Origin of the sequence: Pseudomonas sp. Marseille-Q5117 (genome assembly GCF_946901175.1) — a bacterium.
Taxonomy (GTDB): domain Bacteria; phylum Pseudomonadota; class Gammaproteobacteria; order Pseudomonadales; family Pseudomonadaceae; genus Aquipseudomonas; species Aquipseudomonas iranensis.
In genome coordinates this window covers 35,701-49,014 of sequence record NZ_CAMPPP010000022.1, presented here as the reverse complement: position 1 = coordinate 49,014, position 13,314 = coordinate 35,701, and the positions used below count along the sequence as shown (strand labels likewise).

The 13,314-nt window shown below is 60.1% G+C and carries 10 protein-coding genes; all 10 read right to left on the bottom strand.

Annotation, left to right across the window (positions count from 1 at the left end; translation table 11 throughout):
* Nucleotides 1-44: 44 nt before the first annotated feature.
* The gene (gene ispD, locus OC605_RS25830) at nt 45-752 is read right to left on the bottom strand and encodes a 2-C-methyl-D-erythritol 4-phosphate cytidylyltransferase (RefSeq protein ID WP_125918006.1); all 708 of its coding nucleotides are present in this window, start codon (nt 750-752) and stop codon (nt 45-47) included.
* A complete protein-coding gene (gene ftsB, locus OC605_RS25825; protein ID WP_016771460.1) occupies nt 749-1,027 on the bottom strand; it encodes a cell division protein FtsB in 279 nt (92 codons plus the stop codon). Before ftsB ends, ispD begins: the two co-directional genes overlap by 4 nt.
* Before the next feature lie 169 nt (nt 1,028-1,196).
* Nucleotides 1,197-2,486, bottom strand: a complete 1,290-nt coding sequence (eno, locus tag OC605_RS25820) for a phosphopyruvate hydratase (RefSeq protein WP_016771461.1) — start codon at nt 2,484-2,486, stop codon at nt 1,197-1,199.
* A gap of 155 nt (nt 2,487-2,641) precedes the next feature.
* Entirely contained in the window at nt 2,642-3,487 is an 846-nt protein-coding gene (gene kdsA / locus OC605_RS25815; RefSeq protein WP_016985082.1) for a 3-deoxy-8-phosphooctulonate synthase, read from the bottom strand.
* A gap of 4 nt (nt 3,488-3,491) precedes the next feature.
* On the bottom strand, nt 3,492-5,123 hold the full coding sequence (locus tag OC605_RS25810; protein ID WP_133334997.1) for a CTP synthase: 1,632 nt from the start codon (nt 5,121-5,123) through the stop codon (nt 3,492-3,494).
* Nucleotides 5,124-5,397: 274 nt separating this feature from the next.
* Nucleotides 5,398-6,726 (bottom strand): tRNA lysidine(34) synthetase TilS, encoded by a 1,329-nt coding sequence (gene tilS / locus OC605_RS25805; RefSeq protein WP_262140255.1) that lies wholly within the window; start codon nt 6,724-6,726, stop codon nt 5,398-5,400.
* Between the two features lie 132 nt (nt 6,727-6,858).
* On the bottom strand, nt 6,859-7,806 hold the full coding sequence (locus OC605_RS25800; RefSeq protein WP_262140254.1) for an acetyl-CoA carboxylase carboxyltransferase subunit alpha: 948 nt from the start codon (nt 7,804-7,806) through the stop codon (nt 6,859-6,861).
* A 139-nt stretch (nt 7,807-7,945) separates the two neighbouring features.
* Complete coding sequence (gene dnaE, locus OC605_RS25795; protein WP_217864236.1) at nt 7,946-11,467, bottom strand: DNA polymerase III subunit alpha; 3,522 nt, start codon at nt 11,465-11,467, stop codon at nt 7,946-7,948.
* A 76-nt stretch (nt 11,468-11,543) separates the two neighbouring features.
* A complete protein-coding gene (gene rnhB, locus OC605_RS25790; RefSeq protein WP_016771466.1) occupies nt 11,544-12,170 on the bottom strand; it encodes a ribonuclease HII in 627 nt (208 codons plus the stop codon).
* 11 nt (nt 12,171-12,181) lie between these two features.
* Entirely contained in the window at nt 12,182-13,312 is a 1,131-nt protein-coding gene (lpxB, locus tag OC605_RS25785; RefSeq protein ID WP_410056025.1) for a lipid-A-disaccharide synthase, read from the bottom strand.
* Nucleotides 13,313-13,314 lie beyond the last annotated feature (2 nt).

Genomic DNA, 13,314 nt, shown 5'->3' with positions numbered 1-13,314 from the left:
TAGCGAGCCTGCTCGCGAAGGCAATGCCGCAGCGACCCCAAACCTCAGCGGCGATTCGCCCACCGCTGGCGCAACCACTCCAGATCTTCCGGCCGGGTCACCTTGAGGTTATCCGCGCGCCCTTCGATCAGACGCGGTGCCAGACCGGCCCATTCCATCGCCGAAGCTTCATCGGTAATCACGGCATCCGCAACCAGGCTATCGGCCAACGCCCGATGCAACGCACCGAGGCGGAACATCTGCGGTGTATACGCCTGCCAGATCACGCTGCGATCCACGGTTTCAACCACACGCCCGTTGTTATCAACGCGTTTGAGCGTGTCGCGAGCAGGAACCGCCAACAGACCGCCGACCGGGTCATCCGCGAGTTCGGCAAGCAACTTGTCGAGATCATCGCGACTCAGATTCGGCCGGGCCGCATCGTGCACCAGCACCCAATCGTCATCGTCGGCGCCTTGCGCATGCAGGTGCAGCAAGGCATTGAGCACCGAAGCGGAACGCTCCGCGCCGCCATCAACCCGCTGAATGCGCGGATCGTTGACGCATGCCAGATTCGGCCAATAGGGATCATCGACAGCAAGACTGACCACCAGGCCCTTGAGGCTTGGGTGATCGAGGAAACAGCCGAGGCTGTGTTCGAGAATTGTGCGCCCGCCCAGTTGCAGATATTGCTTGGGACGGTCCGCGGCCATTCGGGCACCGACGCCCGCGGCAGGAATCACGGCCCAGAAGGCCGGCAGGGAATCGATCATTGGGCCAACTGGTAAAGGGTTTCGCCGTCCTTGACCATGCCCAGTTCGTGACGAGCCCGCTCTTCAACGGTCTCCATGCCTTTTTTCAATTCGCTGACTTCCGCGTCCATCACCCGGTTGCGCTCCAGCAGGCCTTCGTTTTCGGCATGTTGCTCGGCGATCTGCTGTTTCAGCTCGGCGACCTGCGCCAGACTGCCATTGCCCACCCACAGGCGGTACTGCAGACCGGCCAGCAGCAAGAGCAAAACAAGAAACAACCAGTAAGGACTGCGCATCGAATATCAGGTATCCAGTGAAAAAAGACAGCCACGCATAATGTTGCAGCATCTGATAGCACGAAGCCTGGAAAGATCCAGGCTTGTGCTTAAGGCATCAGATTAGTGGCAAATCCATCGCTGTCACGACTTTTCCGACACAATCCGGTGTCCTTTGATCAGGTTGCGCTTAACCGCGGAACTCGGCACGGCCGTTGTACTTGGCCTTGCCGTTCAACTGCTCTTCGATACGCAGCAGTTGGTTGTACTTGGAAACGCGGTCGGAGCGGCACAGCGAACCGGTCTTGATCTGGCCAGCCGAGGTGCCCACAGCCAGGTCGGCAATGGTCGAATCTTCGGTTTCGCCAGAGCGGTGCGAGATCACTGCGGTGTAACCGGCAGCCTTGGCCATCTGGATGGCTTCCAGGGTTTCGGTCAGGGTGCCGATCTGGTTGAACTTGATCAGGATCGAGTTGGCGATCTTTTTATCGATGCCTTCTTTGAGGATCTTGGTGTTGGTCACGAACAGGTCGTCGCCCACCAGCTGGGTCTTCTCGCCGATCTTGTCGGTGAGGATTTTCCAGCCTGCCCAGTCGGATTCGTCCAGACCGTCTTCGATGGAGATGATCGGGTAACGCTCGGTCAGGCCTTTGAGGTAGTCGGCGAAACCTTCAGCAGTGAACACCTGGCCTTCACCGGACAGGTTGTACTTGCCGTCTTCGTAGAACTCGCTCGCGGCGCAGTCCAGCGCCAGGGTCACGTCGGTGCCCAGCTTGTAACCGGCATTGGCCACGGCTTCGGAGATCACTTTCAACGCGTCTTCGTTGGATGCCAGGTTCGGTGCGAAACCGCCCTCGTCGCCAACGGCGGTGCTCAGGCCACGGGCCTTCAGCACGGCTTTCAGGTGATGGAAAATCTCGGTGCCCATGCGCAGACCTTCCGAGAAAGACTTGGCGCCAACTGGCTGCACCATGAATTCCTGGATGTCGACGTTGTTATCGGCGTGCTCGCCACCGTTGATGATGTTCATCATCGGTACCGGCATCGAGTACACACCCGGGGTGCCGTTGAGGTTGGCGATGTGTGCGTACAGCGGCAGATCCTGATCCTGCGCAGCAGCCTTGGCCGCAGCCAGGGACACGGCGAGGATGGCGTTGGCGCCCAGGGTCGCTTTGTTTTCGGTACCGTCGAGCTTGATCATCGCGTGGTCGAGGGCTTTCTGGTCGCTCGGGTCGGTGCCCAGCAGCAGATCGCGGATCGGACCGTTGATGTTGGCTACCGCCTTGAGCACGCCCTTGCCCAGATAACGGCTCTTGTCGCCATCACGCAGCTCGAGCGCTTCACGCGAGCCAGTGGATGCACCGGACGGCGCGCAGGCGCTGCCGATGATGCCGTTGTCGAGAAGCACGTCCGCTTCCACGGTGGGATTGCCACGGGAGTCGAGAACTTCACGACCTTTGATGTCGACGATTTTTGCCATTGTTGTAAACACTCCAAAGTTGACGAAAACGACGCAGCTAGAGGAAATCTTTATCGTCGGCAAGCGAAGTACAGCGGGCAGACTTGCAGACGACAACGCTCACGCCCGAGGGCATGAGCGACAAATCGTGCGGTACTTTACCGGAGAATCGAGCGTTACGCGGTTTCTACCGTCGGAAAACTCTTCACCAGTTCGTCCAGAGCTTTGAGCTGGGCCAGGAATGGCTCCAGTTTGTCCAGACGCAAGGCGCAAGGGCCGTCGCATTTGGCGTTGTCCGGATCCGGATGCGCTTCGAGGAACAGACCCGCCAGCGACTGGCTCATGCCGGCCTTGGCCAGATCCAGAACCTGGGCACGGCGACCGCCGGCGGAGTCGGCACGACCGCCAGGCATTTGCAGCGCGTGGGTCACGTCGAAGAACACCGGGTATTCGAACTGCTTCATGATGCCGAAGCCGAGCATGTCGACCACGAGGTTGTTGTAGCCGAAGCTCGAACCACGCTCGCAAAGGATCAACTGATCGTTACCGGCTTCCACGCACTTGTTCAAGATGTGTTTCATTTCCTGAGGCGCGAGGAACTGGGCTTTCTTGATATTGATCACTGCATTGGTTTTGGCCATCGCCACGACCAGATCGGTCTGGCGCGACAGGAAGGCCGGCAACTGGATGATGTCGCAGACTTCAGCGACGACCGCAGCCTGATCCGGCTCGTGGACGTCGGTGATGATCGGCACGCCGAACGCTTGCTTGATGTCCTGGAAGATGCGCATGCCCTCTTCCAGGCCAGGACCGCGATACGAGGTCACAGAAGAACGGTTGGCCTTGTCGAAGCTGGCCTTGAATACGTAAGGGATACCGAGTTTTTCGGTGACCTTCACGTACTCTTCGCAAACCTGCATGGCCATGTCACGGCTTTCCAGCACGTTCATGCCGCCGAACAGGACCATGGGCTTGTCGTTGGCAATCTCGATGTCGCCGACGCGGATGATCTTCTGTGCCATCGGGTTACGCCTTCTTCTGGTGTTGAGCCAACGCGGCTTTGACGAAACCGCTGAACAGCGGATGGCCGTCGCGTGGCGTCGAGGTGAACTCAGGGTGGAACTGGCAGGCGACGAACCATGGATGATCCGGCGCTTCAACCACTTCGACCAGCGCAGCATCGGCGGAACGACCGGAGATTTTCAGGCCGGCTTCGATGATCTGCGGCAGCAGGTTGTTGTTCACTTCGTAACGGTGACGGTGACGCTCGACGATCACGTCCTTGCCGTAGCAATCATGGACTTTGGAGCCCGGCTCGAGCAGGCAATCCTGTGCGCCGAGGCGCATGGTGCCGCCCAGATCGGACGCTTCGGTACGCACCTCGACAGCGCCGGTGGCGTCTTCCCACTCGGTGATCAGACCGACAACCGGATGGCCGCTGGCACGATCGAACTCGGTGGAGTTGGCGTCTTTCCAGCCCAGCACGTTACGGGCGAACTCGATGACCGCCACTTGCATGCCCAGGCAGATGCCGAGGTACGGAACCTTGTTTTCGCGAGCGTACTGAACAGCGGTGATCTTGCCTTCCACGCCACGCAGACCGAAGCCGCCCGGTACCAGAATCGCGTCGACACCTTCGAGCAGCGCAGTGCCCTGATTCTCGATGTCTTCGGAATCGATGTAGCGCAGGTTGACCTTGGTGCGGTTGCTGATGCCAGCGTGGCTCATCGCTTCGATCAGCGACTTGTAGGCATCGAGCAGCTCCATGTACTTGCCGACCATGGCGATGGTCACTTCGTGTTCCGGGTTCAGCTTGGCATCGACCACTGCGTCCCACTCGGACAGGTCAGCGCTGCCGCACTGCAAGCCGAAACGCTCAACGACGAAATCGTCCAGACCCTGCGAATGCAGGATGCCCGGGATCTTGTAGATGGTGTCGGCGTCTTCCAGAGCAATGACCGCACGTTCTTCAACGTTGGTGAACTGGGCGATCTTGCGACGCGAGGAAATATCGATCGGGTGATCGGAGCGGCACACCAGCACGTCTGGCTGCAGACCGATCGAACGCAGTTCCTTGACGGAGTGCTGGGTCGGTTTGGTCTTGGTCTCGCCGGCGGTGGCAATGTACGGCACCAGCGTCAGGTGCATCAGCATCGCGCGCTTGGCACCGACTTCGAAACGCAACTGGCGGATGGCTTCAAGGAACGGTTGCGACTCGATGTCACCGACGGTGCCACCGATCTCGACCATCGCCACGTCAGCGTCACCAGCACCCTTGATGATGCGGCGCTTGATTTCGTCGGTGATGTGCGGGATGACCTGGATGGTTGCACCCAGATAGTCGCCACGGCGCTCTTTGCGCAGCACGTGCTCGTAGACACGGCCGGTGGTGAAGTTGTTGTTCTGGGTCATGGTCGTGCGGATGAACCGCTCGTAGTGCCCCAGATCCAGGTCGGTCTCGGCGCCGTCGTGGGTGACGAACACTTCACCGTGCTGGAACGGACTCATGGTGCCTGGATCGACGTTGATGTACGGATCCAGCTTCAGCATGGTGACCTTAAGCCCCCGCGCCTCCAGGATAGCCGCCAATGAAGCCGAGGCAATGCCTTTCCCCAATGAAGAAACAACACCGCCCGTGACGAATATGTAGCGCGTCATGAAAAACCCTAGAAGTCTGCGTTAAAGCGGAACGAGCCGCCGGGGAAAGCGAAGGAAGGCCGAAGCCCCCGATCACCTGCATTAATCACAGTGCACCTTTCGAAAAAACCGCCGCGTTGTGACAGACCGGCAGATGAAACACCGGTACGTTGCTCGCTACACATTTTTTGGAATCGCCCAGCAAAGACTGCTTGGTAATCGGCAACTCCTGCAATTCAGGCGAATCCACAGAAGTTGTATCAAGAAGGGAGCGTAGTCTACCGGAATGCTCCTTTCAGCTCAAACCTTGATCTTCGTCTGTTGGCTGCCAGTGCAATGTCCAGCCTTCGTCCATCTGACCAGCAAGACCCGACAGGTTCGCCACCGCAAGCAATTGTTCGCCACAAAACAGCAGCGGCAATCTGCCACGCACGAAGGCCGGCACCGCGCGCTCGTTGAGCAGACGCTTGAGATCCCGGCTGCCGCGCTCGGCCAGTTGCATGACCTCACCGCCCTGCCGATAGGCAATACGCAAAGGCCCGCATGGAACTTGGCCGTGGAGCATGACGCGTCCGTTATCCGGCAAGCGTAGCGCTGAAGTCGGGGTCTGCCAGTCGGCGCCGATCGCTGGCGTGCGCAACCAATTGCCGCTCAGCCACCAGACGCGACCGGCGCTGCGGTGCAGCTCTCCGTCGGCCAGACGCCAGATCGGTGAAGCGTCGGCGCCGGCATTGCACAGCGTTGTCCAACCCGACCAATGGTCAGCGTCTGGCAGCCGGGTCAACGGTTCGAGCCAGTGGCTGAGGGCATTTCGCTGGCGCGCGTCAGACAACGCCGTCAATGGTGTCAACTCCAGCGATGGCACACCCAGCCAAGCGAATTCATGGGGCGTTTCGGCTTGTGCTAGATCAATCTGCGCCAGCTCATCGAGCAAGCCCTGCGCCTCACGCAGATGCGCAGCCGTGCGCGCCATGCTGGCCTGCGCTTGCGGCCAGCGCTCGGTCAGCACCGGCATGACTTGATGGCGCAGGTAGTTGCGCGAAAACTGCCGATCCTGGTTCGACGAGTCGTCGATCCAGCGCAACCGATGCGCCTGTGCATAACCTTCCAGCTCGGCGCGGCTGACATCCAGCAACGGTCGAACCAGCGTGCCCTGCCCCACTGGGCGCTGCTGCGGCATCGCGCCGAGCCCGCGGACACCGGCACCGCGCAACAGCCGAAACAGCAGGGTTTCCGCTTGGTCGTCGCGGTGTTGGCCGGTCAGCAGTACATCATTGGTTTGCGTCAGGGAATTGAACACAGCGTAACGCGCATCCCGCGCCGCCCGCTCCAGGCTTGCCCCGCCCTTCACGGTGACCCGCTCTACTTGCAAGGGAATATCCAGCGCATCGCAAACGGCCTGGCAATGTTGCGGCCACGCATCGGCCGCAGCCTGGAGGCCGTGGTGAATGTGGATGGCGCTTAACGCAGGGAGGGATTGGCTTTTCGCCAGAGTGGCGAGAAGGTGCAGGAGGACGGTGGAATCGAGGCCGCCGGAGAAGGCGACGCGCCAGTGAGCGACGTTGCGCCAGGGCTCAAGGTTCAGCAGAAGACGGGATGGCAAATCAATCGGGGACTGGCCCATAACTTTCTCTTTGCCCCAATCAAATGTGGGAACGAGCCTGCTCGCGAAGACGCTTTAACATTCGACACATTCGTCGAGTGTTATACCGCTTTCGCGAGCAGGCTCGCTCCCACATGGGTATCGCGCTCGGCTTTAGAGACCGTAGCTCATCAGGCGATCATAACGGCGCTTGAGCAGCGCTTCGTTATCGAACTGCTTGAGCATCGCCAGTTGCGAGCTCAGCTCGGCGCGGATCGACGCAGCGGCAGCAGCCGGATCGCGGTGTGCGCCGCCCAGTGGCTCGCTGATCACCTTGTCGACGATACCCAGGCCTTTCAGACGCTCAGCGGTGATGCCCATCGCTTCAGCGGCATCCGGTGCTTTCTCGGCGGTCTTCCACAGGATCGACGCGCAACCTTCCGGCGAGATCACCGCGTAGGTCGAATATTGCAGCATGTTCAGTTGGTCGCAGACGCCGATGGCCAGTGCACCACCGGAACCACCTTCACCGATGACGGTGGCGATGATCGGGGTTTTCAGGCGGGACATCACGCGCAGGTTCCAGGCAATCGCTTCGCTCTGGTTGCGCTCTTCAGCGTCGATGCCAGGGTAGGCACCCGGGGTGTCGATGAAGGTCAGGATCGGCATCTTGAAGCGCTCGGCCATCTCCATCAGACGGCAGGCCTTGCGGTAGCCTTCCGGACGCGGCATGCCGAAGTTGCGGCGTACCTTCTCGCGCACTTCACGGCCCTTCTGGTGACCGATGATCATCACCGGCTGGTCTTCTAGACGGGCGATACCGCCAACAATGGCAGCGTCATCGGAGAAGTGACGGTCGCCATGCAGTTCGTCGAACTCGGTGAAGATGTGCTCGATGTAATCGAGGGTGTAAGGGCGTTTCGGGTGACGCGCCAGGCGTGCGATCTGCCAACTGGTCAGCTTGCCGAAAATGTCTTCGGTCAGCGTCTTGCTCTTGTCCTGCAGGCGGGAGATCTCATCGCCGATATTCAGCGAATTGTCATTACCGACCAAGCGCAACTCTTCGATCTTGGCTTGCAGGTCGGCGATCGGCTGTTCGAAATCTAGAAAATTCGGGTTCATAGGCGTCCGTCTTGGGTCGTGTCCCAAGTGAGCTTGGGCCGGCCGGTTGTCTATTCGCGCCCTACCTTAAGGGAGAGGCGCGCTGAGGTCGAGATTAAAAATTCAGGTTGCGGGCAAGCGCCATGATGGCACTTGCCGGTCAACGGTATTGGAGGAAGACGTTGTCTCGCCCGAACTGGTCACGCAGGGCTTGAATCAACGCATCCGCCGGGTCGATCCGCCAGGTCTCGCCAAACTGCAGCAAGGTCTTCGCATCCGGGCTGGTGTACTCCATGGTCACCGGGCACGCGCCGCGATGACGCTTGAGCAGTTCGCCCAACCAGCGTAGCTGATCGCCTTTCAGATCCTGGGTGTGCAGCTTCAGGCGCAGGCTTTCGGCCAGATTGGTCCGCGCATCCTCCATGCTCATCACCCGCTTGACCCGCAGGCGCAGGCCGCCGGAGAAATCGTCATTGCTGACTTCGCCTTCGACCACCACCATCGCGTCGGTCTGCAACAACGACTGCGCGGAGTGGAACGCATCGGCAAACAACGACGCCTCGATCCGCCCGGAGCGGTCGTCGAGGGTGATGAAACCCATCTTGTCGCCCTTCTTGTTCTTCATCACCCGCAGGGCAATGATCATCCCCGCTACGGTTTGCGTGTCGCGTGCCGGTTTCAGGTCGATGATGCGCTGGCGGGCGAAACGGCGGATCTCGCCTTCGTATTCGTCGATCGGGTGACCGGTCAGGTACAGGCCCAAGGTGTCTTTCTCACCCTTGAGGCGTTCCTTGAGGGTCAGTTCCTTGGCCTTGCGATGGGACGCGTAGACGTCGGCATCTTCTTCGACGAACAAGCCGCCAAACAGGTCGGCGTGGCCAGAGTCGTGGGTCCGCGCAGTCTGCTCGGCAGCCTTGATCGCCTCTTCCATCGCCGCCAGCAGTACCGCACGGTTGCGGTCGATGTTGGCTTGATAGGCCTTTTGTTCATCGTGGAAATACGGACCAAGACGATCCAGCGCGCCGCTGCGAATCAAGCCATCAAGAGTTCGTTTGTTGATGCGCTTGAGGTCGACCCGCGCGCAGAAATCGAACAGATCCTTGAACGGACCGGCCTGTCGCGCTTCAGTGATCGCTTCAACCGGACCTTCACCAACGCCTTTGATCGCGCCGAGGCCGTAAACGATGCGGCCGTCGTCGTTCACCGTGAACTTGAACTCCGAAGTGTTCACGTCTGGCGCGTCGAGGCGCAGCTTCATCGTCCGCACTTCCTCGATCAAGGTCACGACCTTGTCGGTGTTGTGCATATCCGCCGAGAGTACCGCGGCCATGAACGGCGCCGGGTAGTGAGCTTTCAGCCAAGCGGTCTGGTACGACACCAGGCCGTAGGCGGCGGAGTGGGATTTGTTGAAGCCGTAACCGGCGAATTTTTCCACCAGGTCGAAAATGTTACCGGCAAGATCCGCGTCGATGCCGTTGGTCGCGCAACCTTCAATGAAACCGCCGCGCTGCTTGGCCATTTCCTCGGGCTTTTTCTTACCCATCGCTCGACGCAGCATGTCAGCACCACCGAGGGTGTAACCGGCCATGACCTGGGCAATCTGCATCACCTGTTCCTGATACAGGATGATGCCGTAAGTCGGCGCCAATACCGGCTTCAGACCGTCGTATTGGTAATCGGAGTGCGGATAGGCCAGTTCGGCGCGTCCGTGCTTACGGTTGATGAAGTCATCCACCATGCCCGATTGCAACGGCCCCGGACGGAACAATGCCACCAGTGCGATCAAGTCTTCCAGGCAGTCGGGCTTGAGCTTTTTGATCAGCTCTTTCATGCCTCGGGATTCAAGCTGGAACACCGCCGTGGTTTCGGCTTTTTGCAGCAACTGGTAGGTCGGTTTGTCGTCCAGCGGGATAAAAGCGATATCCAGCGGCGGCTCGTTGACCTTGGCGCGGTCGCGGTTGATGGTTTTCAGTGCCCAGTCGATGATCGTCAGGGTCCGCAGGCCGAGGAAGTCGAACTTCACCAGACCGGCGGCCTCAACGTCGTCCTTGTCGAACTGGGTCACCAGACCGTCGCCGGCCTCGTCGCAATAGATCGGCGAGAAGTCGGTCAGTTTGGTCGGCGCGATCACCACACCACCGGCGTGTTTGCCGACGTTACGCACCACGCCCTCGAGCTTGCGCGCCATCTCCCAGATTTCCGCCGCTTCTTCATCGACCTTGATGAAGTCACGCAGGATCTCTTCCTGCTCGTAAGCTTTTTCCAGGGTCATGCCGACTTCGAACGGAATCATCTTCGACAGACGATCCGCCAGGCCATAGGACTTGCCCTGCACCCGCGCCACGTCACGGACCACAGCCTTGGCGGCCATGGAACCGAAGGTGATGATCTGGCTCACCGCGTTGCGGCCGTATTTCTCGGCCACGTAATCGATCACGCGGTCTCGGCCGTCCATGCAGAAGTCGACGTCGAAGTCGGGCATGGAAACCCGTTCCGGGTTGAGGAAACGTTCGAACAGCAGGTCATATTCCAGCGGGTCGAGGTCGGTGATCTTCTGTACGTAAGCCACCAGCGAACCGGCACCCGACCCACGGCCCGGACCGACCGGTACGCCGTTGTTCTTGGCCCACTGGATAAAGTCCATCACGATCAGGAAGTAACCGGGGAAGCCCATCTGGATGATGATATCCAGCTCGAAATTCAAGCGGTCGACGTAGACCTGACGCTTGGCTTCGTAGTCTTCGGTAGTGTCCTTGGGCAGCAGCACCGCCAGGCGTTCTTCGAGCCCTTCGAAGGAGACCTTGCGGAAATATTCGTCGATGGTCATGCCATCGGGGATCGGGAAGTTGGGCAGGAAGTGTGTGCCCAGCTTCACATCGATGTTGCAGCGCTTGGCGATCTCGACGGTGTTTTCGATGGCGTCGGGGATATCGCTGAACAGCTCGAGCATTTCCTCGGCGCTTTTCAGGTATTGCTGATCGCTGTAATTCTTCGAACGACGCGGGTCATCGAGGGCGCGGCCTTCACCGATGCACACACGGGTTTCGTGGGCGGCGAAGTCTTCCTGCTTGATGAAGCGCACATCGTTGGTCGCCACCAGCGGCGCGCCAAGCTTGTCGGCCAAGGCCACGGCGCCGTGCAGTTGCTCTTCATCGTTGGGGCGGTTGGTGCGCTGGATTTCCAGATAAAAACGATCCGGGAACACCGCCATCCACTCGCGTGCCAGCGCTTCTGCTTCCGCCGGGTTGCCGCCGATCATGGCCATGCCGATCTCGCCTTCTTTGGCGGCGGACAGCATGATCAAACCTTCGTTGGCCTCGGCCACCCACTCGCGCTCGACGATGACCATGCCGTTGCGCTGGCCTTCGATAAAGCCGCGCGAGATCAATTCGGTGAGATTGCGATAACCCTGAGCGTTCATCACCAGCAGGCTGAGGCGGCTCAGCGGTGCATCCGGATCCTTGTTCGCCAGCCACAGGTCGGCGCCGCAGATCGGCTTGATGCCGGCGCCCATGGCGTTTTTATAGAACTTGACCAGGGAACACATGTTGTTCTGATCGGTAACCGCTACCGCCGGCATGTTCATGGCGGTCAGCGCCTTGACCAGCGGCTTGATCCGCACCAGCCCGTCGACCAGGGAGTATTCAGTGTGCAGGCGTAGATGAACGAATGAAGCCGGCATAGTGATCCTGTCCAGTTACATAGAGACAACGAGGCCCGGATTGTACCGGGCCTCGAATAAAACATCAGCCTTGCGCCTAAACCTGCGTCAGGCTTTCCCGCGCCTCGTAAGCCAGGCGTACCGGGGCGAACGAGCGGCGGTGAATCGGCGTTGGGCCGAGCCGCGCCAGCGCTTCCAGATGAACGGGCGTCGGATAGCCTTTGTGGCCGCCGATGCCGTAGCCCGGGTAGATCAATTCGAACGCCGCCATTTCCCGATCTCGACTGACCTTGGCCAGAATCGACGCCGCTGCGATCGCCGGCACCTTGCCGTCGCCCTGAATCACCGCCTCGGCACGCATCGGCAAATGCGGGCAGCGGTTACCGTCGATCATCGCCAGTTTCGGCTGAATGTGCAGACCGGCAACCGCGCGCTGCATGGCCAGCATGGTCGCGTGGAGGATATTCAGATCGTCGATTTCTTCAACTTCGGCACGGGCAATACACCAGCTCAGGGCTTTCTCGCAGATCTCGTCGTAAAGCTTTTCGCGCTTGGCTTCGGTGAGCTTTTTCGAATCGTCGAGGCCGAGGATCGGCCGGTTCGGATCGAGAATCACCGCTGCCGTTACCACCGCGCCGCACAACGGGCCACGACCGACTTCATCAACACCGGCAACCAGTTCTTCGACTTCGGCTACCAGAGTGAAATCCAGGCCCATTTGCATGCTTGTCTTGCTCATTGTGGTTTGCCGATCAGGTCAAGGACGGCTTGCGCCGCCTGATTGGAAGCATCGCGCCGCAGCGTGCGGTGGATCTCGTCGAAGCCGCGGGTCTGTTCATCTCCGCCATCGATCAAGGGCGACAGCGTCTGCGCCAACGCCTCGACAGTCGCATCATCCTGCAACAACTCTGGCACCAGCAAGCGCTGGGCGAGCAAGTTGGGCAACGACACGTAAGGGCTCTTGACCATGCGTTTGAGAATCCAGAATGTCAGCGGCGCTAACCGATACGCCACCACCATCGGCCGCTTGTACAGCAGCGCTTCAAGGGTAGCAGTGCCGGAGGCGATCAACACGGCGTTGCACGCGGCGAGGGCCAAGTGGGATTTACCGTCGAGCAAGGTTACCGGCAAATCCCGGCCAGCAAGCAAGGCCTCGAGTTGCACCCGGCGTTCCGGGTTTGCACAAGGCATGACAAAGCGCACGCTCGGACGCATGCCGCGCAGGCGTTCGGCAGTATCAAGGAACAGCGCACCGAGACGACTGACCTCACCGCCACGGCTGCCCGGCATCAGCGCCACCAATGGGCCGTCAGGCAAACCCAGCTCGGCGCGCGCGGCAGCTCGGTCAGCCTCGAGCGGAATCGTATCGGCCAAGGTGTGACCGACGAAACGCACCGGCACGCCTTTCTCTTCGTAGAATTTCGCTTCGAACGGCAACAGGGTGAGCATCAGATCGCAGCCTTCGCGGATCTTCAGCACCCGTTTCTGCCGCCACGCCCATACCGACGGGCTGACGTAATGCACGGTCTTGATCCCGGCCTGACGCAGCTTGAGTTCGATATTGAGGTTGAAATCCGGCGCATCGATACCGATGAACACATCGGGCTTTGCGGCAATCAGTGTGGCAATCAGCTCTTGGCGGCGCTTGAGCAACTCACGCAGCCGACCAAGGACTTCCACCAGGCCCATGACCGACAGGCGCTCCATGGGAAAGTATGACGTCAGGCCTTCGGCCTGCATCAGCGGACCGCCGACGCCGATGAACTCGACCGCCGGGTGCTGTGCCTTGAGTGCGCGCATGAGACCGGCACCGAGAATGTCACCGGAAGCCTCACCCGCCACCAGCGCAATACGCAGACTGGCCATGA